This window comes from Pseudoxanthomonas sp. SL93 (assembly GCF_026625825.1).
Lineage (GTDB): Bacteria > Pseudomonadota > Gammaproteobacteria > Xanthomonadales > Xanthomonadaceae > Pseudoxanthomonas_A.
The window spans coordinates 2,481,670-2,507,307 of the sequence record NZ_CP113065.1; the positions used below are offsets into that span (position 1 = coordinate 2,481,670).

The following is a 25,638-nucleotide window of genomic DNA, read 5'->3' on the forward strand; positions in this document are numbered from 1 at the left end:
GCTTCGGCAACGCCCTACACTACAGCTCCGGTGGGCACGCGGATGACGCGTGGTGGGGCGATCTAGAACTATCGGCTCGGGATGCGCTGCAGGAGCTGCGGGTGCGAAGGAGCTGCGGGTATGCGCAAAGGCCACACTATTGGGCGTACCTCTTATGCGAACCGATAGCACCGAAGTTCTGACGAAGTTCGAGTTTCCGGCAGGAGACGCGCGTGCGGCTTACCTGATGGATCTCGCGCATTCTGGCTCGGAACACCAGTTCCTGGTCGATTACATACCGACAGAGTTTTTCTACATGACTGAGCGGGGCGACGCAGCTCCCGCCGACGTTGCGCAGCAGCAACAGCCTTAGGCGGACTACCGTGCTTCCGGTCGCACTTAGTCGTGCGCCGAGCGTTCGGCCGTCGGCGTCGCCCAGGCAGCGTCCCAGCCAGCCTAGCGCATCTCATCCGTCCGGCTTACCGGCCACTTACCTCACGGCAGGGCAGCGACGCCCCGCGCGGAAATCCTTGTTCGGCCAGGTGTTCCGATCACCCCAGCGTTTGCGACCCAGGCATCAGAACTGCAAGGGTCGGCGATTCAGCGCAGATGAGGCTGATCCTCGTCCTCCCCGCTCGGCTACCACAGTCGTGCGAACGTCAGCCCAGACCTGCAAGAACGCGGCACATAGGTCTGGAGACTCAAGACCCACCCGATACGTAGTCCGCAAAGCAGCCTGTGGGACGGCGTTCGCGCATGGGAATTACTAACAGTTCTAGAAACATTCTGCAGTATGATTAGCGCCATAGCTTTAGTGCTCTGTCATTAAAAAGCAAAGTACCAAACCTCATCCAGCGAGCTTCCCGCAACTCTCATCCGGCCAACACTCTAGACGCAATCATAATGCGCATCTTATTGCCCGAGATCGAACGAAGCGAAAGAGCCGAGCTCGCAACTCGATGCAAGAGATACTTCAGAAACCTGATTCTTAACTTCGATTGGGAAGACCGATCTCTTATAATAAAAGGACCATCTTTCAGCCACCTCGATATTGACCACGAACTACTGGACTTCGCTGAAACATTCGGATGCGAAAGAAGCATAAGTGGCGTCTCGCAGTTCCACATGGAACTAGGTGGCTATGATCTATCCTTTGAGGACAGCTGGTCAGGCTTCTACATAGCCAAGCGCGCCCGGATCGAGAGCGGAAATCGTCTCACAATCCTGCATTTTGACGCTCACGTCGACATCATGCCTGCCCCCCTATGGCGCGATTCAGGCAGCCTACGCAGCCTAATCGATGGACAGAGATTCTCAGTCTTACGCACCGATTGCTGGCAGCGAGCTATCGAAAACGGGACTGTAGGCATAGGCAATTTCTTCACGCCATTCTTTCATGATCTGTCCAGCTTCACAGTTATGCACGTCACCTCAGTTCCCACCGAGGGGGTAAAAACCTACCGCGCGACGCCGTCGACGTCCGAGTCAAGCGACCTCCGCGGCATCCAGCAAATAAGCGTGGAGATGCAGAAAGCCCGGAGTGGTGACGACCCCTATACATATGCCCGGTCTAATGATTTGCAGTGGCTGCTCGATGTATCCCCCTCCCAGGAACTGATAGGCCATATTGATCTTGACTACTTCGTAAATTACTTTGATGGAAGAAGCAAAGATCAGCTTGATAAGAACTTCAGCCTAGATTCTGCCTTTCGATCAATCGACCGGATCGCAGATACACTATCAAGGTCAGGAGTTTATGTAAGCCGATGGATCCTGGCGACATCGCCGGGATTCTGCCCAGCTAGAGCGTGGAACCAACTCATCAACAGATTTGCCAGCGCCATGGAAGCTTAAGTTTGCAATGATGAAGCCGCCGCTGATCATATACGGAACCGCCGGCTATGGGCCAAGGACTATGGCACTCACTAGTGCCGCACTGAACGCGGGCATTTCCGGCTTAGACACCGCAAATCAGCTTCCGTACTACGAAGAGCGAGAAGTCGGTAGGGCTCTGGCGACATATGCTGGCGCAAAGCCATACCTACAGACAAAGTTCACAACCACGAAGGGGCATCATATTCGAGTGCCATATGATCCACTCGCATCTCCTGGAGTGCAGATAGGTCAGTCAATCGGTGTATCAGTTCGCAATCTTTTACGCCCATATATTGATGCGTACCTCCTTCACTCCATCGAAGGCGAGCGAATCGGCCGTGTCGATTCTATGCGCCTAGAGGCGATGCACACCCTAAAAGAAGTAGGCATTGTGGGCGCCGTGGGCGTGTGTAACGTCAGCGCCAAGGAGATTTCGGCCATCACCAGAACGATCGGCCGGATCTCGATTGTGCAGAATCGTTGCGATCTAGCAAACGCTTGGGATAAGGCAGCACGCGCGCTTTGCCTCCAGGAATCCATCACATATCAGGGGTATGGACTTTTTCATCAGTGGGAGGCAGTGCAACTCTGCTCACCCATACTGAATGCTGCAGCTGACCACAGTATCAGCAGGGCCACCGCATATCTGATTATGGCCATCCAATCTGGCATAACTCCGATTGTAGGAAGCAATAGCATTTCGCACATGCAAGAATTAGCGGCCATTGGAGTGGCTATTGAGAAACTTACGCTCGATGCCCGATTGAGCGTTCGGTAGCATCCCTGATCGCACACAGAACCTCTTGCGCTAGCTCCGTCAGCTCGATGTGACGCTTTCCTATAACAGCGATCACGTCCGCCCCGAATCCTTTAGCACTCCGGTCGAGAAGCTCGCCTCCGCGACGACCCTCACACACCAGATGCGCGGCACCTTTAGCCAACGCATACCAGATCATCACCGCATGCACATACGTGCGAAGCGACAACATCTGACCGGTCCATGGAGATCTTATTACCCGCTCCTGTGAAGCAGAAGTGGTAAGCGGCGTCTCAAGCTCAACAATATCAAGCATAGAGTGAACTGCCTCATGAATGAGAGCATCATAGATCGCTTCTGGATACGCAGAACTTGGGTTATGTAGAACGGTCATTCCATTCGCCACCGGCGTCGAAGATGACCTAAAAGAAGGGCTTGCGGGATCACTCCGAACGACCACGGAGCGTGTAAAGCTCCGGAAGACACTAGCATGCCCCTCAAGGCCAGACTCGACCAGCGCGGCGGCTTTCACGATGAGGCTCAGGACAACACCGAATTCTCCTGGCGACCATGCTTGATGGCCACCACGCACCTGCGATAATGGACCGGTGGCGTAAGTACTCAGGCCGTCTACTACACAGCCGGCATTCAACCTTGGCAAAAATAACGCCTTCCCTTCCAGCAAGGCCGCGTCGCCTAGCGCGGTCCAGTTTGCTAGGGCCAGCCCACTAAAGCTCTCAGAGCCAACCACTGATTCATGCTCTGCAGGATCCTTGGACGCTAAAACTGCCTCCACGTGCAGGCAACGATCTAGCCAGCGAAGCTGCTGTGCTGGCTCCCGCAGCACGAACACTTCCCACGTCTGCGGCGCCTCAAGAACCCTAGTAACCTGAGTAGCGGGTGCGGCCAGGATGAGATCTACAAATCCCTTTTCCAATGTCAGAAGAGCGGCCAATCGCTCGCCAATGTATCTTCGCCGACGAGATAGTAGCGTAGCGTGGAATGTATCGCTTTCGTGCCCGCTCAATACCGCTAGTATCTGCGAGGCGACCTCGCCATTGCTAGGCGCGCCTTTCACGGATGCCTTCAACTAGCGCGGGATAATCCGATTTCATTACCATCTTCTGCATGGCGTATATACAATCGATAAGTATAGGGTCAGTCAAATGCCTCCACGAAGAGGTGAGCCCCACAAGATCGGAACGATAGAAACCTTTTCTTGCATCCCAGGCCATGGCAGCGGCGCGCTCATTTCCGAACTCCTTCACAGCCCCTGGCATTGTCCAGAATTTATACAAACCGAACCAAACGAAGCATGCCTGCATGAACTGCCGGGGCGTTAGCGTTCTTCCTGACCAGGGTGAGACAGCGCCATATCCGACGCCCGAGTAGACGTCTGCATCGGTGACCCAAGGAGCCATCTTCTCCTGCATATACAGGACGGAGTGGATGCTCTCGTGAACGAGAGCATCCGCAAGCACTGCCAGGTCGACTCCTGGCGCAAGTACGTTGGTGAGACAAGTTCTTCCAACATACTGCCCTGTCGATCCAGAAGTAAATCTGGATGGCTGCCGCGGATCATTTCGCACAACGAGGGAAAGCGTGAAACTCGTGACTGTCTCACCTATATGCTTATCAACTCTGTGTATGCGCCGCAGTGCTTCCGCCAGCTTAGCAACCACCTCCGACTCCTCGGCTAGCGTGTGAAGATGGACTCGACCCTCCAGAAAATGACGCTCCAGTTCTGAGCTTGTGAGCTGAGGGTGGTCCTCCTCAAGAAGAATCCCTGTTGCGTTTGGCGACCTAAAGTCAGCGCTCAGTCCATAGCCGATCGAAGATGCCTCAATTTGATCGCGAGCATCATCAGCCGGAAACAGCTGAGCCCGCGATTTAGCCTTTCCAAACCAGTCTCCCTGTGCCGTCCATAACTCGAGTTCGGGATCAGCACATTCAACACCATCTCTAGCGCGAAGCTCTGCGTGAACTGCACGGCGAAAGAAATCGGCTGACTCTGATGGTTGAACGTTATGCCAGGCAAAGTATGACGCCAAAGGCGAAGTTGACACTCTTTGAATAGAGTCTTCGCTTAGCCTAAGCCAAAGCCCTATTAATGAATCATCGTGCGCAGACGCATTTGCAAGCGCAATGCCAAGACCTCGCCGCGTACGAGAAAAGTAGGCGGACCTTAGCTCACCCAAAGACTGACTAAACTCTTTCTCCCATCCAAGCCAGTCTGGTGTGGCATCTATAGTTATTGTCACCCCGCTCCCCTTTGTGACCTGATGTGCTCAAGAGCTGACCTCCTACGTAAGGTTTCATTGCTATCGACTCTAAGCAGCACTCGCACTCTATGGAATATAGCTTTTATGTCCTTACACCAGATAGACGAGTGGTTGAACTTTGAAGCCCGCTCTCGCGCGTCATTCCTGTATCTATGCGGCAGGTATCCGCCCGCGCAAGTTGCACTCTCGCTGCACTCGACACAGTCGTCGGGCAAAGGCAGTTCACCTCGGGACACCATTGCGGAGAAGGAGTCACTACGAACGTAGTCGTGAAAGCCATGGCGGGAAACATTCAGAGAAGTTGCAGTCAGCCCGCTCTCACACACCTTCAGCACATCGAGCCCCTCGATGGTTCCATCCGCTTCTACGAACACGTAAGGGAGAGATCCAGAGCCGAAGGTGTCTACTCTTGAGCGACCACCCATCACTAGTTCTGCCACTTGCCGGAGTATTCTCACCCCTCCGCTTAGGTCTCCTCGAACTATCCATTCATCTAGCAGCGGAATGAGAAAATCTGCGACTGGGGTCTCACCGAATTCTCGCGTCGCAGCCAAGTGTTCTTCATATGACATGTCTGGGAACAAGAAATCTATTGACTCAAATCCCATACCCTTTAATGCAGTCATGACCTCATGGGGATTCTCTCCAAGAGGAATCACGCATAGCGCACTGAAAGTGGCCGAAGCTCGCTTAAGCTCTTCGACGCCCCTAGCCACACTTGCATAGCTGCCGTTCCCTCGCTTGTCTACACGATGCAAATCGTGCGACGCCTGAGTTCCATCTACGCTGACACTTGTATGCACATTGTGGTGCGCCAGCATTGTTGCCCAGGCAGGTGTGAGCAACGTTCCGTTCGTCTGGAGCACTATGTCAACTCGTCGAGGCGCCAAAGTCGATACAGCATAGCGGCACAAATCATCAAAGCGCCGAGCTCCGACAAGAGTAGGCTCCCCGCCATGCAGAACGATCTGCACTCTATCTAGGGACTCAATCTCTGCGTAGGAAGCTATGCGCTTTATGGCTTCATGCACAACCTCGCTTGACATTAGCTTAGGGCGGTTGCGCCAGCTAGCGTCTGCTTTGAAGTAGACGTAGCAGTAGTCGCACGCGAGATTACATCTCGACGAAATCTTAAGGACGAAGGATCTTAGTCTTGGGGCTGCTGAGCTTGGGCTACTCATCCCCTAAGTGGATCTTCTAGTTACTGGACAAGAAGGCACGCGCGAAGGCTATGTTCGCTTCCTCGGATATTTCAGGGGAACGCGCCACCCCATCCAGTATCTGAGCCCTACTAAAATCATGCCCAGATTTACTATGTCCGGTTCCACCACTCCGCGAGAAACCCGTCTCTTGTGTAGAGCCGTTTGAGTATGCCTGGAATGCCAGGCTCCCCTCTAGGGCCTCCTTCATGGCATTCAAAATCTCATTCTTCGCCTGACCGTCGGACGACATCGCACCCACTCCTTTGACAAGGACCCTTTGGATATCAATCAAAATCTAACCTGTCAACGCCATTCGTCAGAAGAGAGGTGTGTAATTCGTATTCTAGTGGGCGGCTCAGTAACCTTTCGGAATAGTTGATTCGAAACCGGAATGATCGTGTTCATTCGTTACCAACGCTTAGCGGTAAGTAGGATTACAAAGCCGCGACGTCCGAAGACTTAGTAAGGATTGGAAACTCTGCCGAAGTGGGCCTTCGGCTGGCGGCTTCTCGAGTTTGGATTTTTCCGATTATCCTGGGATCCAGCATCTACTACGCATGCTACGGACGCGAGCTCCAGAAGGCCAGCAAGCTTCGCACTGATGACGTACGCCCCTTCTCGTCCATGAGCCGGATTTCCATGACGCGGTGGCGGACCACTCCTGACGTGTACTCCCTTTGAAGGTTCAGCAGCTCGCCCTACTTGCCTTAGAAGGCCGCCGGCTTCAGGCCGGCTTATCAGCCTGTAAGTCGGCAGTCCGACTTAGGAAAACACTGATCTTCCTCATTATTTTCAGGAACTTGGCCGCATCGAGTCTTCACTCATAATGCTGGGGTCGGTGGTTCGAGTCCACCCATAGCCACCACACCGCGTGACCTGAAGCCTTGCAGCGAGGCGGGGCTTTTTCATTCCCAAGGGCAGCCATTGGGCTCCGCGGATCGCGGAAAACCTCCGGATCCCGCTGAGGTCTTCGGTGACCTCTGGCCATGCCAGGCGCTTGCGGGTCAAGCCCCAATGCGATCCCCCTCGTGGCATAGACCCATCCGGCCACCGCGTGCACGAGTTGGGGCAAACGCAAATCCGCTGACCCCCGCGACCCAAGACAGCAGAGACATTGGCCGTCACTTGGAGCACAGGACGCGCTGTACGTCGTCAGCGCGCCACGCCCTGCAACGCCATCCATTCCTCGGGCGTATTGCAGTTGCGCAGCGTCTGTTGCCAGGGCGAAGCCGGTACATGCACCGCGTGCAGGTGTTGCTGCAGCGCGCGCAGCGAGCGTTCGCGGCCGGTACGGTTGCCCATGCCTTCAATCACGGCGCGCATGTCGGCGTCGAGGCGCAGCGCCATCGGCAGGGGATGGTCTTCGACACAGACGCAGGCGGCGTCCGTGGCCAGCAATGCCTGCAACAGGTCTGACGACAACAGCGGCATGTCCACCGGCACCACGATCCATGCGCCATCCTGAAGTCGCGGGGCGAGCTGCGCCAGCGCGCCCATCGGTCCGGTATCTGGCCGCGTGTCGGGGATGCCCTGCAGGCCCGGCCGGTCACCACTGACGATGACCTCCTGCGCACCCGCCGCCTGCAGCAACGCGTGCATGTGCGAGAGCAACGTACCGCCACCCCACGGCAGGAGGGCTTTGTCCGCGCCCATGCGCGAGGATCGTCCGCCCGCCAGCAGCACCGCACGCCATGGCTTCATCAGAAGAGGGTCCACGACGGCGGATGCAGGTGGCCGTGCCCGTGAACCAGCACGCGTGTGCCAGCAGGTGCATGCGCTTCTTCAGCCGGCAACGTGATCCAGGCGGAGGAGCGCGAGAACGGCAGCAGCCGGAACGACGCCTGCGCCTCGGCGACATGCGCGCTCAGCCGTCCGTCGGCATCGCATCGCAGCGTGGCATGGTAGGCGGCGTGCAGGCCGGCACGCTTGCCGCACGAAGTGGCCAGCGGCAAGCGGAACTCCGCTTCCTCCGGCATGCCCAGCCACGCACGCAGCACAGGTTCCACCAGGAAACGGAACCCGACCGCCGTCGACAAGGGATTTCCCGGCAGGCCGACAAACAATGGACCCTCAGGCAAGCGCGCGCCCAGGACCGGCTTCCCGGGCCGCAAGGCCACGCCGTGGAAAAGCCGCTGTGCACCGCGCGCGTCCAATGCGTGCGGAACGAAGTCGTAATACCCCTTCGACACCGCACCCGTGCTGAGCACCAGGTCGACACCCTCCGCCAGTGCAGCATCCAGCGCCGCCTGGAAAGCCTCCACGTCGTCACCGACGCGCACGCGGCGTACCGGCTCCGCACCCGCGGCGATCAGCGCGGCAGCGAGGTACGGCGAGGTCGCATCGTGGATGCCGCCCGGTGGAAGCGGTTCACCGGGTGCCACGATCTCCCGCCCGGTCACCAGCAGGGCGACGCGCGGGCGTCGCGCCACCGCGACGTCATCGATGCCGAGGCCTGCCAGCAGCATCAGTTGTGCGGCTTCGATCAGGCGACCGCTCTCCAGCACCGTTTGCCCAGCTCGCACATCCTCGCCAAGCCGACGGATGTTCGCGCCCGGTCGCGCATCGGCCAGCAGCCGCACGCGGGCAGCGACTTCCAAAGTGGGTGCGATGTGCTCGATGTGCTCGACGGGCATGACGGTATCCGCACGCGATGGCAGCGGTGCACCGGTCATGATTTCCCAGGCACGGGCGGCGTCATGCGATGGCGACACGTCACCGGCACCGATGCGGGCCGCGGTCTCCCACTCGCTGCCCGCGGGCTGTACCTGTCCGCCAGACGCCAGCGCGATGCCATCCATGGCGGCATTGTCGAACGGCGGCAACGCGCTGCCGCTGACCACATCGGCGGCCAGCACGCGGCCGACGGCGGCACGCAGTGACACGCGCTGCACGGCGAGCAGGCTTGCGCCCTCCCGCAATCGTGCCACCGCCTCGTGATAACCGATCACCCTGCCTCCCTGTGCATGCCGCACCATCACCGACCATCGCCCGGTCGCGCATGGCGGGTCGCCGACAGCCTAGTGCGCGGTCGCTGCGAACGCCAATTGTCGCGTTGCGTGCTGCCACGCTCAGGCGTGCACGTAACCCAGCAAGGTTAACCTCACGCTGCGGCGAAAACCTTCTCCAGGACACCGCACAACGCAATACGCGTCCGGATGACCTCGACGGCTCCCGATATGGAATCCCCCAGTCGTGAAGTCGTCGACATCGCGGATCCGGAAACGCCCTTGTCCAGTACGTGCGGCGCCAACAGCGGGATGTCGGGAGCCCACGCGGATGGGAACCCCGGGCCGATGATCAGCCGTGTGGACTCCGCGATACTTTCATGTCTCCCGGGCGCGGGTGCGCCCGGGATTCGTGTTGTGTCAGCGTGCGCAGTCGACGGTCTGCTCCGCCTGGTCCAGCGACCCGAGTGCGACGCGCGAGACCGATACCGTCATCGCGCCAGCGGTGCCGATGGACCACGGGCGGTCCAGCTTGCTGACATCGGCGCCGGCCTTGGCCAGGCACTTCAGCGGCACGCCGACGCGCGTCCACTGGCCCACCGGCAATTTCGCCAACGTCGGCGCCAGCGCCACGCGTGCCGTGCAGCCGGTACCGCAGCCCACCGACAACCAGGCCTCCCCGCTCGGCGCGGTGTCCACACGCAGCGTGGTCAGCAACATCACGTCGCCGTTGCTCTCGCGTTGCAGGTCCAGCGCCGTATGCGATTGCAGCGCCGCGACCGCCTCGCCCTTGCCGGACCAGGCCAGCCGGCGTGCGTCTTCCTGCGCCAGATGGTCCACGCCGGTGACTTTCAGCAGATCGGCGTTCAGTGCCTCGGGTACCTTGGTGACGGTGACGCCCTGGCCATCGCCGGCTTCCAGACGCAACGCCACGCCGGAACCGGCATCGCCACGGGCGAAGTAGACGCCGCTCGCGCCCTCGTCGCCACTGACACCGGATTCTTCCGGCAGCGCCGCCAGGTCGCCCTTGTCGGCATAGGTCAGGCCGAAGCCGAACGCGAACAGCGGGTCGTAGTTTTCCTGACCCACGTTGTTGGCGTACTGCGTCGCCGTCCGCGGCCAGCTGAAGCTGAGCTTGCCCTTGAAGTCGTGCTGCACGCTGCCATCGGCCTTGCGCAGCAGGACATCAGCGATGCCCGCGCCTTCCGAACCCGGCAGCCATGCCGCCACGAAGGCATCGGCCGCATTGATCTCGCGGTTCATCCACAACGGGCGTCCACTCAGGAACACCGCCACCACCGGAATGCCATCGGCTTTCAGCCGCTTGATCAACGCGAGGTCGGCGTCGTCACCCGGCTTGTAGAGCAGTGTCTGCAGGTCGCCCTGGAATTCCGCGTACGGGTTCTCGCCGAACACCACTACCGCCACGTCGGGCTTCTGCGTGTACTTGCCGTCGACCGACAGCAGCGCCTCGCCACCGGCGGCCTTCGCCTGCTGCGCGATGCCTTCATAGATGGAATCCGCGTTCGGGAAATCCTTGCGCGTGGTGCCGGTGCCCTGCCAGTTGAGCGTCCAGCCACCGGCCTGCTTGCCGACATCGTTGGCGCCGTCACCGGCCACCAGGATGCGCTGCTTCGGCTGCAGCGGCAGCACGCCACCGGCATTCTTCAGCAGTACCAGCGATTCGCGCACGGCCTGGCGTGCGACCGCACGATGTTCCGGTGCGCCGAGCAGCGCGAACTGCCCGCCCACCGTGCGCGCCGACGGCTTGCCCGCCTCGAACAGGCCCAGGCGGAACTTCACCCGCAGGATCCGGCGCACCGCGTCGTCCAGGCGTTCCTGGCTGATCGTGCCGGCCTTCACTGCTGCCAGCGTGGTCTCGTAGAACCCCTTCCAGCTGTCCGACGCCATGGCCATGTCCAGGCCGGCGTTGATCGTCGCCGGGCAATCGGTGTTGGTGCAGCCCTTCACCTGGCCGTGGCCGTTCCAGTCGCCGACCACGAAGCCGCCGAACTGCATGCGACCCTTCAGGGCGTCGGTCAGGTACGGCTTGTTGCCGTGCATCTTCTCGCCGTTGACGCTGTTGAACGACGCCATCACCGTCTGCGCACCCGCCGCGATCGCGGGCGGATACCCGGCGGCATGGATGCGCACCAGGTCGGCCTCGCTGATCTTGGTGTCGCCCTGGTCCTTGCCGTTGGTGGTGCCGCCGTCGCCCAGGAAGTGCTTCACCGAGGCGATGACGTGGCGCCCGTCAAGGAAGCCCGGTGTGCCGACCTTGCCCTGCAGGCCTTCGACCATCGCGCCGGCATAGCTGGCGACGATCTCCGGCGACTCCGAATAGCCTTCGTACGAACGACCCCAGCGGTCGTCCTGCGGCACCGCCACGGTCGGCGCGAACGCCCACTCCATGCCGGTGGCGCGTGTTTCCAGCGCGGTGATCTCGCCGATGCGGCGCAGCAGGTCCGGGTTGCGCGTCGCGCCCAGGCCGATGTTGTGCGGGAACAGCGTGGCGCCGACGATGTTGCTCTGTCCGTGCACGGCATCGATGCCGAAGATCACCGGGATCGCCTTGCCGCCCTGCGAGGTGTCCATCGACGCCTCGTAGTAGGCATCGGCAAGGGCCAGCCATTCGGCCGGTGAGGCGTCGTAGCGCCCGCCGGGATCGGAATTGCCACCGGCGAGGATCGAGCCGAGCCGGTACTTGCGCACGTCGTCCGGGGTGATGCTGGCGATATCGCCCTGCACCAGCTGGCCAACCTTCTCTTCCACGGTCATCGTGGCCAGCAGGTCATTGATGCGTTTCTCGAGCGCGGCGTCCTCGGCCAGCGGCCAAGCCACCTGTGGCCAGGGATTGGACGGCGCCTGTGCCTGTGGGGCCGGCGCGTCGGCCTTGCCGTCGCCCTTGCAGGCAGCCAGCGCCAATGCCAGCGCGGCGAGCAGCAGGCCGCTGCGGGCACGCATCACGTTGCGGTTCGTCATCGTATTCATCCTTCCATCTGCTCCAGTTCCTTGCCCTTGGTCTCGTGAACATGCTCAAGCACGAAGAATACCGAGATGATCGCTCAGATCCGCTCGACGCTGTAGCCCTCGGCCAGCATACCCATTCCCTGGCGCCACGACCGTCGCCCCTCCCTCCGCGAGCCGTTTTGGAACGCCAGGACTACCCGTCTGCGATGTCGAAGACGGCCCGAGGTTGGCCCCCATTCCGGCTTCTTCAGCCTGCGGCTGGCGCTGTACAGCGCCGGGGCGGGTGCGGTCGAGCCCAGGCGACTTCCGCTATCGCCCTCGCCTGAGGCCTCACGCGATCGGCGTATCGTGGTGGAAGTGCCGCTTGAACGGCACCCCGTCGTGCTTCGGGGCATCCAGTTCCTGCGCATAGCGATGGCCGGCGTACACCGCGTGCGCGATCAGGCCAGGCGCCAGCGCATCGCCGATGCAGGCCACGCTGCGCATGCCCGCGTCGGCCCATTCCGGCTCCCGTGCCTTCAACGCGTGGTAGAGCGCATCGTCAGGCAGGCGCGCAGTGACCACCACGACGGCATTGCACTCAAGCGACGCGACGGCACCGCTCCATACCTGCTCCAACGCCAGCGTGGTACCGGCATAGCCGGTCACCATGTGCGAGACGCGCTGGGCGACGCCGAGCCCGGCCATCCGCCACTGGATGTGGCGGTAGTCCAGCGTATTCGCGCTCCACGAAGCGACGGTGTCGTCCGGCGTGAGCCAGGTGACCTCGCATCCGCGCAGGCGCAGGGCTTCGGCGACGACGCTGGCGGTGTAGAAGTAGTCGTCGTCGTAGACCGCGACGCGGCCTTCCGGCCAGCGCCCGTCCATCAGGTCGTCCGGGGTGAACACGCGCGGATTGCCGGCGAAATCCGCGACGCCCAGACCGTGCGTGCGGCCGAACCCGTCCCTCCGCCAATGGCAACCGGTGGCGATGACGACGTGGTCGGCGCCGAAATCGAGCACGTCCTGCGCGGTGAGCGCGGAGTCGAGGTAGGTGCTGACGTTCGCCAGCTTGCTAATCTGCCCCAGCCGCCAGTCGCGCACGCGCGCCCATTCGGCCAGGCCCGGCAGGCGGGCCTCGCGGGTGACGCGACCGCCGAGTTCTCGCCGTGCTTCGGCGAGATGCACTTCGTACCCGCGCTGGCCCAGCGCGCGCGCCGCTTCCAGGCCGGCCGGACCGCCGCCGACCACGAGCACGCGGGCCTCGCTCGCCTTCGCCGCGATGCGCTCCGGATGCCAGCCCTTGCGCCATTCCTCGCCCATGCTGGGGTTCTGCGTGCAGCGGATCGGCGAGATCGTCATGTCGCCGGACACGCAGATGTTGCAGCCGATGCATTCGCGGATGTCGTCGACGCGGCCTTCCTCGATCTTGCGCGGCAGGTAGGGATCGGCGATGGACGGGCGCGCGGCGCCGATCAGGTCGATCACGCCGCGGCGGATCTGCGACACCATCGTGTCGGGGGAGGTGAAGCGGCCCACGCCGACCACGGGCTTGGTGGTGGCCTTGCGGACGAAATCGATGAAGGGTTCCTGCGCGCCTTCGCGGGCGAAGCGCGAGGGCACCGAATCGTTGTACCAGGCCGCGACATTGACGTCCCACAGGTCCGGCAACTCCGCGAGCATCCCGACGATGTCCTGCGCCTCGGCCAGTTCCACCCCGCCCGGCCCCAGCAGTTCCTCGGTGGCAAAGCGCAGCGCCACGGCGCAGCGGTGGCCGACCGCCTCGCGCGTGTCCTGCAGCACCTCGCGCAGCAGGCGCACACGGTTCTCCAAGCTGCCGCCATAGGCATCGCTGCGCTGGTTGCGGCGTCGCTGCAGGAAGTGCATCGGCAGCGACAGGTCGTGTGCGGCGTAGACATAGATGATGTCCATGCCCGCCTTCATGCCACGCACCGCCGCTTCACGATGCCAGCGGCGGTACTCGGCGATGTCGTGCAGGTCCATCGCCCGCGCCTGCGAGGGATAGCCATACTTGGAAGGCTGGTGCGACGGCGCCAGCAGTACTTCCCGCGAGTAAAGGTTCGAGGCAGTCGGTCCGTTGTGCGACAACTCGAGCGCCGCCAGCGCGCCATGCGCGTGCACCTTGTCGCACATCAAGGCGAGCGCCGGGATGTCGCGGTCATCCCACAGCCGCGCCTCGACGTAGGGCGTCAGGTCGCTGCTCGGGTGGATCTCGCACTCCTCCGTCGACACCACGCCCCAGCCACCCTCGGCCTTCACCTCGCGCATGGCCGCGTGCGCCAGCGGCATCGCATGGCCCATGCCGTTGCAGTGCGGCACCTGGAAGAACCGGTTCTTCGTCGTCACCGGACCGATGCGTACCGGCTCGAAGAGGATGTCATAGCGCGGATCACGCATTACCCACCGCCCGGCCATGACGACGGCGCAGCAGGAAGTACAGCGGAAGACCCACCACCATCAGCGCCATCGCCAGCAAGAACGGCTGCGCGCCCATGCCGATGAAGGCGAACACCGCATAGGCCGTGCCGAGCACTGCCGCGACCAGCAGGTCGCGTCCTGCGTCGCGATGCCCGCGCCACCAGAGCACGCCAAGGGCGAGCGAAGCACACAGGTACAACGGCAGGTTGGCCGCCGTCACCACCGTGCTGAGGAAGGTGAAGCCGGACACCAGCGAGCGGCTGTAGCTCATCATTACCATGCCGCTGGCCAGCAGGCCGGTCAGGACCAGCGCGGCAACCGGCGCGCCGAAGCGGTTGTTGCGCCCGAATGCACGGGGCAGCACGCCGTTGTCGGCCATGGTGCGGGTCAGCTCGCCGGCCAGCAACGTCCATCCATTCAACGCGCCCAGCCCGCTGATCACCACGAACAGCGCGAGCCAGCGACCGTAGCCTTCGCCACCGAAGCGCTCCATCACCAGGGCGAACGGCGCGCTGGCTTCGGCAAGTTCTGCATGCGGGACCAGCAGCAGCGGCACCGCCGACACCACCAGGTAGATCGAAGCGGTGATCCAGGTGCCGGCCATGGTCGCGCGCGGAATGGTGCGTCCGGGGTCCTCCACCTTGGCCGCGGGGATGGTGGCCGATTCCAGGCCCAGCATCGCGAACAGCGCCAGCGTCGAAGCCGCCATCGCATCGCCCAGGCTGATCGGCCGCGCCGGCGGGTGGGCCGCGAAGGAGCCGGGCGACTGCACGAGCATCCACGCGCCAAGCAGTGCGACCGCCAGCATCGGCAGCAGCTTCATCACCGTGGTGGCCACCTGCACGCGCCCGCCCATGCGCACGCCCAGCAGGTTGATGCCGACGAAGAGCCACAGCAGCGTGATCGCCAGCAACGAAGGCTGCACGCGCGACAACGACGGGAAGATCGCCATCGCATACCCCACCACGCCCGTCACCAGGGCGGCATGGGTGATCCAGATGGACACCCAGTACGACCACAGCACCATGTACGCCGGCAATTCGCCCAGCGTGCCGCGCACGTAACCGTAGGGACCGTCCGCCCCCGGCAGCAGGCGCGCCAGCCGTGCGAAGACGCGGGCCAGTGCAAGGCAGCCCAGTACCGTGATGCCCCAGCCCAGCAGTGCGTTGTAGCCGAACGGCGCCAGCGAGGCGGGCAGCACGAAGATACCCATGCCGATCGTGTTGCCCACCACCAGCGCGGTGCACGTCCAGAACCCGATCTTCCTGCCATCGCCTGCGCGCATGTGATCGCTCACGAGCCGAAGCCGGTCGGCGTAGCGCTGTGCATGGCGCGGGTATCACGCATCGCCGTACGCGGCACGCAGCAGGTTGTGGAAATGCCACACGCCGCTTTCCCGCTTCGGGCACAACCGGCCCGCTTCGTAGAAGCCGGAGGCCAGGCCTTTCTGCACCGCCTCGCAGATGGCGATGTCCTCCGCCTGCACTTCATCGCTGAACGCCTGGTCGTTGGCGGTGCGCGCCAGCGCCGCATCGTCCTGGGCGTAGTAGTAGTCGAACTCCACCCGGCAGCGTCCCGGCCCCAGCGGCAGGATGCGGTTCGTCTGCAGGCGTCCCGGCATGATGTTGAGCATGATGTTGGGGTAGACGAAGTAGTAGAACGCGTCCCCCTCCCCGTAGAGGTCGCCGCTGTCGCGCAGCGGGGAATGCTGCAACGAATGCCACGGGAACAGCACGGTGTCGTAGGCACGGTAGTCCAGCACCTTGGACAGCCCCGGGTGCACATGCGGCAGGTGGTAGCCCTCCAGGAAATTGTCCACGTACACCTTCCAGTTGCACGCGATGTCGTAGCGGTCGCGGCGGTGGAAGCGCATGGCGGCCAGGTCGATCGGCGCGATGCGCTCGGCGATGCCGGCGTATACCTCGTCGAACGGTGGCACGTCGTCGTGCAGCGCCACGAACACCAGCCCCTGCCACGCATGCACCCGCAGCGGCGGCAGCCGGATGTCGCCGACGTCGAAATCGGCGGCGCCCTGCATTTCAGGCGCGCTGCGCAGCTGGCCTTCAAGCGTGTAGGTCCAGCCGTGGTACCTGCAGTGCAGCGCGCGGGCGCCCTTGCCGTTGCACAGCGCCAGCGGTCCGGCGCGGTGCCGGCAGACATTGGGGAAGGCACGCAGCACGCCGTCCTGCCCGCGCACCAGCAGCACCGGCACGCCGCCGACCTCTTCGACCACATGGTCGCCCGGTTCCGCCAGCTGTCCTTGGTGGGCGACCAGTTGCCAGCTGCGGTGGAACACTGACGCCTGTTCCATTGCCAGCATCGCGTCGCCGGCGTAGTAGCGCGCCGGCAAGGCGCGTGCGCGCTCCAGTGGAAGCGGGCTCTGTGGATCTGTCATGGCGTCGGCGCCCCGCCTGTCGGCATGGTGGATAGGCGCCCAAGGCTACCGCAGTCGACGCGTGTTGCGCGGCTCGCCGGCATGCGGGCCGGGTGGCGCAGGGTTACCCCTGTGACGCGCGCTCGGCGGCTTCGCGGTCGTTCTCGCGCATCTCGTACCACATGCCGTTGAGGATGGCGAAGCTGGCCGCGAGGCTGACGCCGAGTATCCAGGAGAAGTACCACATGGTGCGTTCCTCAGTAGGCGTTATGGTTCTGTTCCAGGCTTTCCGGGCTCACCTTGCCGCGCAGTACGCGGTACACCCAGGAGGTGTACAGCAGCACCAGCGGCAGGAACACGATCGTCGCCACCAGCATCACGAACAGTGTCAGGTGGCTGGACGAGGCGTCCCACAGCGTGAGGCTTGAACCGGGATGGGTGGACGACGGCAGCAGGAACGGGAACACCGCCAGGCCTTCCGTCAGGATGATGCCGGCGATGCCGAGCGCCGAGGCAAGGAAGGCCGCCATGCCACGCCCGGCACGCAACAGCGCGGCCGCGGCCAGTGACCCCGCCACGCCCAGGACCGGGAAGATCCAGGTCCATGGCATCGCCTGGTAGTTGGCCATCCAGCCGCCGCGCAGGGTGGTCACCTGCTTGAACAGGGGATTGGACGGCGCGTCGGTGACGGCGGCACCCGCCAGCGCATAGCCGTCCACGTCCAGCGCCAGCCAGGCCCCACCCAGCACGAACAGCACCGCCGTCGCCAGCGCCGCCAACATGCCGATGCGCCGTGCGCGCAGCGCCACGGGTCCGTCCGTCTTGATCACCAGCATGCTGGCGCCATGGGCCACCAGCATGGCGACGCTGACCAGGCCGCACAGCAGCGCGAACGGCGACAGCAGCCCGAAGAAGCCCCCGGAATAGTGGATGCGCAGGGTGTCGTCGAAATAGAACGGCACCCCCAGCAGCACGTTGCCCATCGCCACCCCGAACACCAGCGCGGGGACGAAACCACCGACGAACAGCGCCCAGTCCCACACCGCGCGCCAGCGCGGGTCTTCCACCTTGCTGCGGAACTTGAAGCCGACGGGCCGCAGGATCAGCGCGAACAGGATCAGGAACATCGCCATGTAGAAGCCGGAGAAGCTGACCGCATACAGCGCCGGGAACGCGGCGAAGATCGCGCCGCCGCCCAGGATCAGCCAGACCTGGTTGCCTTCCCATACCGGGCCCACCACGTTCAGCACCAGCCGGCGCTCGGCATCGGTGCGCGCCACCGCGGGCAACAGCGTGCCGATGCCCAGGTCGAAGCCGTCCATCACCGCGAAACCGATCAGCAGGATGCCCAGCAGCAGCCACCAGATCAGGCGCAGGGTGGCGTAGTCGAGGGGAATCGTGTCCATGTCGTCCTCCTGTCAGGCCACGGTCGTGGAAGCAGGCGCCAGCGGCGCACCTGCCTGGTCGGGTCGTCGTTCGCCGCCGGGCACGTCGTCCGGTCCCTTCAGGATCACCTTGCGCAGCAGGTACACGTCGATGACCGCCAGCGTCGTATAGACCAGCACGAACCCGCTGAGCGAGATGATGACCTGGTGCAGCTTCAGGCCCGACGCGGCGAGGAAGGTCGGCAACACGCCGTCGATGGCCCATGGCTGCCGCCCGTACTCGGCGATCAGCCATCCGGCCTCGATCGCCAGCCAGGGCAGCGGCAGGCTGTACAGCGCCAGCTTCAGGAACCAGCGGTAGTGGTCAAGCTTCTGCACCGTGGCCAGCCAGAACGCCAGCGCGAAGAAGGCGATGAAGTAGAAGCCGATGCCCGCCATCAGGCGGAAGCTCCAGAACAGCGGCGCCACGCGCGGGATGGTATCGGCCGCGGCGCGCGCGATCTCCTGCTCGGTGGCGTTGCCGATGTCTTCGCGATAGCGCTTCAGCAGCAGCGCGTAACCCATGTCTTGCCAGTGCTGGTCGAAGACCGCCTTCGCCTGCGCGTCCTCGCGGTTGGCGCGCAGCTGCTGCAAGGCCGCGTAGGCCAGCTGTCCGTTGCGGATGCGATCTTCGGCGCGCTCGACCAGTTCGCCGATGCCGGGGATTTCGGTGTTGAACGACCGCGTACCGATCAGGCCCATCACCCACGGGATGTGCAGCGCATACTGGTTGGCACGCGCATTCTGGTCGGGGATGGCGAAGGCGGTGAATCCCGCCGGCGCGGGTTCGGTCTCCCACATCGCTTCGATGGCGGCCAGCTTCATCTTCTGGTTCTCGCCGGCCACGTAGCCGCTCTCGTCGCCCAGCACCACCACCGACAGCGCCGCGGCCAAGCCGAAGCTGGCCGCCACCGCCATGGAGCGTTTGGCGAGGTCCGCGTGGCGCCCACGCAGCAGATAGAACGCGCTGATCGACATCACGAACACCGCGCCCAGCACGTAGCCCGCACTGACGGTATGCACGAACTTGGCCTGCGCCACCGGATTGAACAGCACGGCCGCGAAGTCGGTCACCTCCATGCGCATCGTGACCGGATTGAACTCCGCGCCGACCGGGTACTGCATCCAGCCGTTGGCGATCAGGATCCACAGCGCCGAGAAGTTGGTGCCCAGCGCCACCAGCCAGGTCACCATCAGGTGCTTCACGCGCGACAGCCTGTCCCAGCCGAAGAAGAACAGGCCGATGAAGGTCGCCTCCAGGAAGAACGCCATCAGCCCTTCGATAGCCAGGGGCGCACCGAAGATGTCGCCGACGTAGTGGCTGTAGTAGGACCAGTTCATGCCGAACTGGAACTCCATCACGATGCCGGTGGCCACGCCCATGGCGAAGTTGATGCCGAACAGCGTGCCCCAGAACATCGTCATCCGTCGCCAGATGTCGCGCCCGGTCATCACGTAGACGCTCTCCATGATCGCGATCATGAAGGAGAGGCCCAGCGTCAGCGGGACGAACAGGAAGTGGTACATCGCCGTCAGCGCGAACTGCAGACGGGAGAGCTCGACTACGGTCATGTCCGGCATGGCGGGGGCTACCGTGTGGATTGACGGGGATTCTAGACCCATCCGTGCCGCACCGGGCGCGACCGTCGGTCGCACCCCGGCGGGTGCGCGCCAGCCCGTCCTTCGCGCCCACGGCGGGGGCGATTGATCTGGATCAATGCCGCTTCTGGACCGGCGGCCGACAATCCCGCCGCACAGACGAGGAGGGGGTCGCATGCAAGGCGTCCAGGGGACATACAACGACAAGGTGGTGCGCCAGTTCACGGTGATGACCGTGGTCTGGGGCATCGTGGGGATGGCGGTGGGGGTGCTGATCGCGGCGCAGCTGTACTGGCCGGCCCTGAACTTCGACCTGCCGTGGCTCAGCTACGGCCGGCTGCGGCCGCTGCACACCAACGCGGTGATCTTCGCGTTCGGGGGCTGCGCGCTTTTCGCCACCAGCCTGCACGTGGTGCAGCGGACCTGCCATGTGCGGCTGCTGTCGGACCGGCTGGCCGCGTTTGTGTTCTGGGGTTGGCAACTGGTTATCGTGGCGGCGGCGGTCACGCTGCCGCTAGGGCTGACGCAGGGCAAGGAATACGCAGAACTGGAATGGCCCATCGACATCCTGATCACCGTCGTGTGGGTGGCGTACGCGGTGCTCTTCTTCGGCACCATCGCCAAGCGGCAGGTGAAGCACATCTACGTGGCCAACTGGTTCTACGGCTCTTTCATCATCGCCGTGGCGCTGCTGCACATCGTCAACAGCATGGCCATCCCGGTGGGCCCGACCAAGTCGTACCCGGTATACAGCGGCGCCGTGGATGCCATGGTGCAGTGGTGGTACGGCCACAACGCGGTGGGCTTCTTCCTGACCGCCGGCTTCCTGGGAATGATGTATTACTTCGTCCCCAAGCAGGCCGGGCGGCCGGTGTACTCCTACCGCCTGTCGATCGTGCATTTCTGGGCCCTGATCGCCGTGTACATGTGGGCCGGCCCGCACCACCTGCATTACACCGCGTTGCCGGACTGGGCGCAGAGCCTGGGCATGGTGTTCTCGCTGGTCCTGCTGGCGCCCAGCTGGGGCGGTGCCATCAACGGCATCCTCACGCTGTCGGGCGTGTGGCACAAGCTGCGCACCGACCCGATCCTCAAGTTCCTGATCGTCTCGCTCTCGTTCTACATGATGAGCACGTTCGAGGGGCCGATGATGTCGATCAAGACGGTCAACTCGCTGAGCCACTACACCGACTGGACCGTGGGCCACGTGCATGCCGGCGCACTGGGCTGGGTGGCGATGATCTCGGTGGGTGCGGTCTACGCCATGCTGCCGCGTCTGCTGGGTGGCGAGCGGATGTACTCCATCAAGGCCATCGATACCCACTTCTGGATGCACACCCTCGGCGTGGTGCTCTACATCGCCTCGATGTGGATCGCCGGCGTGATGCAGGGCCTGATGTGGCGCGCCACCAACGATGACGGCACGTTGACCTACAGCTTCGTCGAATCCCTCAACGCGACCTATCCCTATTACCTGATCCGGCTGTGCGGCGGACTGCTGGCGCTGGGTGGCATGTGCGTGATGGCCTGGAACATGGCCAAGACGTTCCAGGCCGCCCGGTCGACGGCGCCGCAGCCGGTGCTGGCGCCCGACGTTTCCGAAGCCCGCGCCTGAGGACATGACATGAGCAACGGAAATCCCCACGAGAAGATCGAAAAGAACGTTGGCCTGATGGCGGTGCTGATCGCGGTGGCGGTGTCGTTCGGCGGCCTGGCCGAGATCGTGCCGCTGATGTACCAGGCCGAGGCCATCCAGCCGCTGGAAGGCGTCAAGCCCTACCCCGCGCTGCAGCTGGCTGGCCGCGACGTCTACGTGCGCGAGGGCTGCTACAACTGCCATTCTCAGATGGTGCGCACGCTGCGTTTCGAAAGCGAGCGCTACGGCCACTACTCGCTGGCAGGCGAGTCGGTCTACGACCGCCCGTTCCAGTGGGGCAGCAAGCGCACCGGGCCGGACCTGGCACGCGTGGGCGGCCGCTACTCCGACGACTGGCACCGGGTGCACATGATCAATCCGCGCGACGTCGTGCCGGAATCCAACATGCCCGGCTTCCCCTGGCTGGCGAAGAACGCGGTGGACGGCGGGCAGGTCACCGACCGCATGCGCGCGCTGAAGAAACTCGGCGATCCCTACAGCGATGAGGAGATCGCCAACGCCGCGGGCGCCGTGGCCGGCAAGAGCGAACTGGATGCCGTGGTCGCCTACCTGCAGGCGCTGGGCAAGCAAGCACCGAGGGGGGGCTGAGCCATGGTGTCGGGCATCGTGACGGCGGTACTGCTGGTGTTGTTCGTGGCGGGCTGGATCTGGGCCTGGAGCCCGCGCCGCAAGAAGGATTTCGAGGATGCGGCGCGACTGCCGCTGGGCGAGGCCGGGGAGAAGGGCGAATGAGCGCCGCATGGACATGGTTCATCATCGCGCTGGTCGCGCTGAACATCCTGGGCTGCGTCTGGCTGCTGTGGTGGACCGCGCGCCGACGCCCCGGCGATCCCGCACCCGAAGACACCTCGCACGTGTGGGACGGCGACCTGACCGAATACAACAAGCCGCTGCCGCGCTGGTGGATCAACCTGTTCTACCTGACCATCGTGTTCGCGGTCGGATACCTCGCCTGGTATGGCGGGCTGGGGGCGATCCCGGGCTACGGCAAGTGGAGTTCGGCGGGCGAGCACGCGCAACAGAAAGCCAGGGATGACGGCAGGCTGGAGGCCACGTTCAAGCCGTACGCGCAGCAGCCCCTCGATACGCTGGCGCAGGACCCGAAGGCGCTGGCTCTGGGCCGCTCGATCTTCAACAACACGTGTGCGACCTGCCACGGTTCGTCGGCGCAGGGCGCAGTGGGCTACCCCAACCTCCGCGACGACATCTGGCACTGGGGCGGCGCGCCCGAGCAGGTGCTGCAGACCGTCCTCGACGGCCGCGAAGGCGTCATGCCCGAGTGGGGCACCGCCTTGACGAGCATGGGGGGCCCGGATGCGGTCGACTACACCATCGCCTACGTCAACACGCTGTCCAACCCGGAAAGCCTGCACAACAACTTCATGGCCTCGCAGGGCAAGGCGCTCTACAACGGCCTGTGCGTGGCCTGCCACGGCGTGGACGGCAAGGGCAACCAGGAACTCGGCGCGCCCGACCTCACCGATGCCTACTGGCTGTACGGCAGCAGCAAGGAGAGCCTGCGCCAGACCATCATGCAGGGGCGGCATGGCGTGATGCCCGCGCATCGCGAGTTGCTGGGCGAAACGCGCGCACGGCTGGTCGCCGCCTATGTGTGGTCGCTGTCGCACGACAAGCCTCCCGGCACGGCAGGCGCGGCGAGATGACCGATTTCAGCCAACCCCGGCTGGACCACCCGCCCCGGCCGCTCGCGCAGCGCATCGGGGCGGTGCTTTGGCCGAGCTTCTTCGCCGCGGGCGTGGCGACGATGGTGTTCTTCGCGTTCGTCGACCCGCTGACGCTGCGCGATGTGACCTTGCCCGACCTGGCGATCAGCCGGGAGCTGGGCTACACGCTGGGATTCTTCATGTTCTGGCTGGCCACGGCCTCCAGCAGCCTGTTCACCTGGATCCTGCTGCGCCCGGCCAGCCGCTTCAACCGCGCGCTGCCGCTGGACTGATCCGACCCCCATGGACATCACCGCCACCTTGCCCGTGTCGCTGCGACAAACCGTCGCTGCACCGCCGGTGGCGCGACAGCGAGCATTACGCCAGCCATGCCAGCCACGCCTGCCGAGCCACCCGTGAACCGTCGCATCCCCCTGGATGTGGTGGACGAACATGGCAACTCGTTCTACGTCAGCGAACGCAAGGTCTACCCGCGCGATGTGGCCGGCACGCTCAACCGCTTGCGCGTGGCAGCGGTGTGGTGGCTGCTGGGCATGTACTACGTGTTCCCCTGGCTGCGCTGGGACGACCGCCAGGCGGTGCTGTTCGACCTGCCGGCGCGCAAGTTCCACGTGTTCGGCCTGGTGTTCTGGCCGCAGGATTTCCTGCTGCTGGCCGTGCTGCTGATCATCGCGGCGATGGCGCTGTTCTTCTTCACCGCGCTGGCCGGCCGCCTGTGGTGCGGCTACGCCTGCCCGCAGACGGTGTGGACGGAAGTGTTCCTGTGGATGGAGCGCTGGACGGAAGGCGACCGCAGCGCGCGCATCAAGCTGGATGCGGCGCCGTGGAGTGCGCACAAACTGCTGCGCAAGGGTGGCAAGCACGTGCTGTGGGCGCTGTTCGCGCTGTGGACAGGCTTCACCTTCGTCGGCTTCTTCACCCCCATCCTCGACCTGGGGGCACGCCTCTGGCCGTTCGCCTGGGGCGGCTGGGAAACCTTCTGGGTCTTCTTCTACGCGCTGGCCACGTGGGGCTTCGCCGGTTTCCTGCGCGAACAGGTCTGCAAGTACATGTGCCCGTATGCGCGGTTCCAGAGCGCGATGTTCGACCGCAACACGCTGATCATCGCCTATGACCCCATGCGCGGCGAACCGCGCGGTCCGCGCAAGCGCGGCCTGGGCAGCGTGCTGGAACGCGCGCGCGGCCTGCTCGACCAGGTCACCGCCTACGACTACGTGGTGCGTGCCAACGCGCATCCCAGCGTCGCCGACGAGCGCCTGGGCGCGCGCGGCACCATCACCTTCGCCGGCGCCGGCGCGGTGGTCGAACCGCTGCCGAAATTCGTCCCGGAACAGTTGGGCGACTGCATCGACTGCACGATCTGCGTGCAGGTCTGCCCCACCGGCATCGATATCCGCAACGGCCTGCAGTACGAGTGCATCGCCTGCGGCGCGTGCATCGACGCCTGCGACGACGTGATGGGCAGGATGGGCTACCCGAAAGGACTGATCCGCTACACCACCCAGAACGCCATCGATGGCAGGCCATCGCGCGTGCTGCGTCCGCGCATCTTCCTGTATGGCGTGCTCCTGCTGGCGCTGGGGGTCGGCTGGGCATGGGGAGCGACGCATCGCAGCGAACTGATCGCCGAAGTGCTGCGCGACCGCAATGCGCTGTACCGCGATGTCGGCGGCGGCGCCATCGAGAACGACTACACGCTCAAGCTGGTCAACAAGGACCAGCAGCGCCACGACTACCGCATCACCCTCGGGGCCGCGACGCCCGGCATCCGCCTGCGCGGCGGCGACCTGCGCGTGCCGGCTGGGCCGGAGCAGGTACTTTCCGTGCCGCTGACGGTCACCGCGCCTGCGAACGTGCGGGGGCGCCACGCCATCACCGTGCGTGTCCGGCGCGAGAGCGGCGGTGAGGAAAAGACCATTGAAAGCAGTTACTTCGGGCCGACGCCATGACCATGACCACCAGCAGCTCCGCCCCCACCGCTCGTCCCTCGTGGCGCGAACCCATGCTGTGGCTGGTGTTCGGGCTGCCCCTGGCCTCCATCGTCGCCGGCGTGGGACTGGTGATCGTGGCCGTGCGCGCGGGTGGTGCCGACAGCGTGACCGACCAGGTGCAGCGCGTGGCGCAGATCCAGACCACCGACATGGGCCCGGACCAGCGTGCGCAGGCGATGAACCTCAGTGCGATCGTGCGGCTTGAGTCGGGGCGCATCGATGTGGTGCCGGTCACCGGCAACCTCGGCACGGGTGCGTTGCGGCTCACCCTGGCGCATCCTGCGCAGGCCGCCGAGGACCGGCAGCTGACGCTGGTACGTACCGCGACCGGCTGGTCGGTGGACGGCGTCCTCGATGCCGGCCACGACTGGAACGTGCAGGTCGCCGACGATGTTGGCCGATGGCGCCTGCGTGGGCGCTTGCAGAAGAACACCCAGGCGGTCCGCCTTGCGCCATCGCAGGCGCGTGACTAGGCCACCG

General features: G+C 64.0%; 19 protein-coding genes. 8 read left to right on the top strand and 11 right to left on the bottom strand.

What is annotated here, in order from left to right; genetic code table 11:
• Positions 1-894 precede the first annotated feature (894 nt).
• Positions 895-1,833: a hypothetical protein gene (locus OVA13_RS11815; protein WP_267790677.1), complete on the top strand. Its 939-nt coding sequence runs from the start codon at positions 895-897 to the stop codon at positions 1,831-1,833.
• Positions 1,834-2,600: 767 nt separating this feature from the next.
• On the opposite strand, the gene OVA13_RS11820 is transcribed toward OVA13_RS11815, so the two are convergent.
• The 11 genes from OVA13_RS11820 to OVA13_RS11870 form a co-directional block, all read right to left on the bottom strand.
• The gene (locus OVA13_RS11820) at positions 2,601-3,689 is read right to left on the bottom strand and encodes a hypothetical protein (protein ID WP_267790678.1); all 1,089 of its coding nucleotides are present in this window, start codon (positions 3,687-3,689) and stop codon (positions 2,601-2,603) included.
• A complete protein-coding gene (locus OVA13_RS11825) occupies positions 3,673-4,293 on the bottom strand; it encodes an aKG-HExxH-type peptide beta-hydroxylase (RefSeq protein WP_267790679.1) in 621 nt (206 codons plus the stop codon). Before OVA13_RS11825 ends, OVA13_RS11820 begins: the two co-directional genes overlap by 17 nt.
• 2,954 nt (positions 4,294-7,247) lie before the next feature.
• Positions 7,248-7,796, bottom strand: coding sequence for a molybdenum cofactor guanylyltransferase (locus OVA13_RS11830; RefSeq protein ID WP_267790680.1), 549 nt, complete (start codon positions 7,794-7,796; stop codon positions 7,248-7,250).
• On the bottom strand, positions 7,796-9,043 hold the full coding sequence (locus OVA13_RS11835; protein WP_267790681.1) for a molybdopterin molybdotransferase MoeA: 1,248 nt from the start codon (positions 9,041-9,043) through the stop codon (positions 7,796-7,798). The genes OVA13_RS11830 and OVA13_RS11835 overlap by 1 nt, the downstream gene beginning before the upstream one ends.
• Positions 9,044-9,460: 417 nt before the next feature.
• The gene (locus OVA13_RS11840) at positions 9,461-12,022 is read right to left on the bottom strand and encodes a glycoside hydrolase family 3 protein (protein WP_267790682.1); all 2,562 of its coding nucleotides are present in this window, start codon (positions 12,020-12,022) and stop codon (positions 9,461-9,463) included.
• Between the two features lie 318 nt (positions 12,023-12,340).
• Positions 12,341-14,407 carry an oxidoreductase gene (locus tag OVA13_RS11845; RefSeq protein ID WP_267790683.1) on the bottom strand — a complete coding sequence of 689 codons (2,067 nt, stop codon included), beginning with the start codon at positions 14,405-14,407 and terminating at the stop codon, positions 12,341-12,343.
• Positions 14,400-15,725, bottom strand: a complete 1,326-nt coding sequence (locus tag OVA13_RS11850; protein ID WP_267790684.1) for an amino acid permease — start codon at positions 15,723-15,725, stop codon at positions 14,400-14,402. Before OVA13_RS11850 ends, OVA13_RS11845 begins: the two co-directional genes overlap by 8 nt.
• A gap of 42 nt (positions 15,726-15,767) precedes the next feature.
• On the bottom strand, positions 15,768-16,823 hold the full coding sequence (locus OVA13_RS11855) for an aromatic ring-hydroxylating oxygenase subunit alpha (RefSeq protein WP_267790685.1): 1,056 nt from the start codon (positions 16,821-16,823) through the stop codon (positions 15,768-15,770).
• Positions 16,824-16,926: 103 nt separating this feature from the next.
• Complete coding sequence (gene cydX / locus OVA13_RS11860) at positions 16,927-17,049, bottom strand: cytochrome bd-I oxidase subunit CydX (protein WP_267790686.1); 123 nt, start codon at positions 17,047-17,049, stop codon at positions 16,927-16,929.
• Positions 17,050-17,059: 10 nt separating this feature from the next.
• Positions 17,060-18,208: a cytochrome d ubiquinol oxidase subunit II gene (gene cydB / locus OVA13_RS11865; RefSeq protein ID WP_267790687.1), complete on the bottom strand. Its 1,149-nt coding sequence runs from the start codon at positions 18,206-18,208 to the stop codon at positions 17,060-17,062.
• A gap of 12 nt (positions 18,209-18,220) precedes the next feature.
• Positions 18,221-19,807 (bottom strand): cytochrome ubiquinol oxidase subunit I, encoded by a 1,587-nt coding sequence (locus tag OVA13_RS11870; RefSeq protein WP_267790688.1) that lies wholly within the window; start codon positions 19,805-19,807, stop codon positions 18,221-18,223.
• Positions 19,808-20,000: 193 nt separating this feature from the next.
• On the opposite strand from OVA13_RS11870, the gene ccoN reads away from it, so the two are divergent.
• From ccoN to OVA13_RS11905, 7 genes are all read left to right on the top strand, one after another.
• On the top strand, positions 20,001-21,440 hold the full coding sequence (gene ccoN / locus OVA13_RS11875; RefSeq protein WP_267790689.1) for a cytochrome-c oxidase, cbb3-type subunit I: 1,440 nt from the start codon (positions 20,001-20,003) through the stop codon (positions 21,438-21,440).
• A 9-nt stretch (positions 21,441-21,449) separates the two neighbouring features.
• Entirely contained in the window at positions 21,450-22,070 is a 621-nt protein-coding gene (gene ccoO, locus OVA13_RS11880; RefSeq protein WP_267790690.1) for a cytochrome-c oxidase, cbb3-type subunit II, read from the top strand.
• 3 nt (positions 22,071-22,073) lie between these two features.
• Positions 22,074-22,214 (top strand): cbb3-type cytochrome oxidase subunit 3, encoded by a 141-nt coding sequence (locus OVA13_RS11885; RefSeq protein WP_267790691.1) that lies wholly within the window; start codon positions 22,074-22,076, stop codon positions 22,212-22,214.
• Complete coding sequence (gene ccoP, locus OVA13_RS11890) at positions 22,211-23,146, top strand: cytochrome-c oxidase, cbb3-type subunit III (RefSeq protein WP_267790692.1); 936 nt, start codon at positions 22,211-22,213, stop codon at positions 23,144-23,146. The genes OVA13_RS11885 and ccoP overlap by 4 nt, the downstream gene beginning before the upstream one ends.
• Positions 23,143-23,439: a hypothetical protein gene (locus OVA13_RS11895; protein WP_267790693.1), complete on the top strand. Its 297-nt coding sequence runs from the start codon at positions 23,143-23,145 to the stop codon at positions 23,437-23,439. The genes ccoP and OVA13_RS11895 overlap by 4 nt, the downstream gene beginning before the upstream one ends.
• Before the next feature lie 123 nt (positions 23,440-23,562).
• A complete protein-coding gene (locus OVA13_RS11900) occupies positions 23,563-25,116 on the top strand; it encodes a 4Fe-4S dicluster domain-containing protein (protein ID WP_267790694.1) in 1,554 nt (517 codons plus the stop codon).
• Positions 25,117-25,118: 2 nt separating this feature from the next.
• Positions 25,119-25,631, top strand: a complete 513-nt coding sequence (locus OVA13_RS11905) for a FixH family protein (protein ID WP_267790695.1) — start codon at positions 25,119-25,121, stop codon at positions 25,629-25,631.
• Positions 25,632-25,638 lie beyond the last annotated feature (7 nt).

Coding starts and splice junctions, on each gene's coding strand:
- ccoP (WP_267790692.1), top strand. CDS start 22,211: ATGAGCGCCGCATGGACATGGTTCATCATCGCGCTGGTCGCGCTGAAC.
- cydX (WP_267790686.1), bottom strand. CDS start 17,049: ATGTGGTACTTCTCCTGGATACTCGGCGTCAGCCTCGCGGCCAGCTTC.
- OVA13_RS11840 (WP_267790682.1), bottom strand. CDS start 12,022: ATGACGAACCGCAACGTGATGCGTGCCCGCAGCGGCCTGCTGCTCGCC.
- OVA13_RS11845 (WP_267790683.1), bottom strand. CDS start 14,407: ATGCGTGATCCGCGCTATGACATCCTCTTCGAGCCGGTACGCATCGGT.
- OVA13_RS11830 (WP_267790680.1), bottom strand. CDS start 7,796: ATGAAGCCATGGCGTGCGGTGCTGCTGGCGGGCGGACGATCCTCGCGC.
- OVA13_RS11885 (WP_267790691.1), top strand. CDS start 22,074: ATGGTGTCGGGCATCGTGACGGCGGTACTGCTGGTGTTGTTCGTGGCG.
- cydB (WP_267790687.1), bottom strand. CDS start 18,208: ATGGACACGATTCCCCTCGACTACGCCACCCTGCGCCTGATCTGGTGG.
- OVA13_RS11870 (WP_267790688.1), bottom strand. CDS start 19,807: ATGCCGGACATGACCGTAGTCGAGCTCTCCCGTCTGCAGTTCGCGCTG.
- ccoN (WP_267790689.1), top strand. CDS start 20,001: ATGCAAGGCGTCCAGGGGACATACAACGACAAGGTGGTGCGCCAGTTC.
- OVA13_RS11905 (WP_267790695.1), top strand. CDS start 25,119: ATGACCACCAGCAGCTCCGCCCCCACCGCTCGTCCCTCGTGGCGCGAA.
- OVA13_RS11855 (WP_267790685.1), bottom strand. CDS start 16,823: ATGACAGATCCACAGAGCCCGCTTCCACTGGAGCGCGCACGCGCCTTG.
- ccoO (WP_267790690.1), top strand. CDS start 21,450: ATGAGCAACGGAAATCCCCACGAGAAGATCGAAAAGAACGTTGGCCTG.
- OVA13_RS11895 (WP_267790693.1), top strand. CDS start 23,143: ATGACCGATTTCAGCCAACCCCGGCTGGACCACCCGCCCCGGCCGCTC.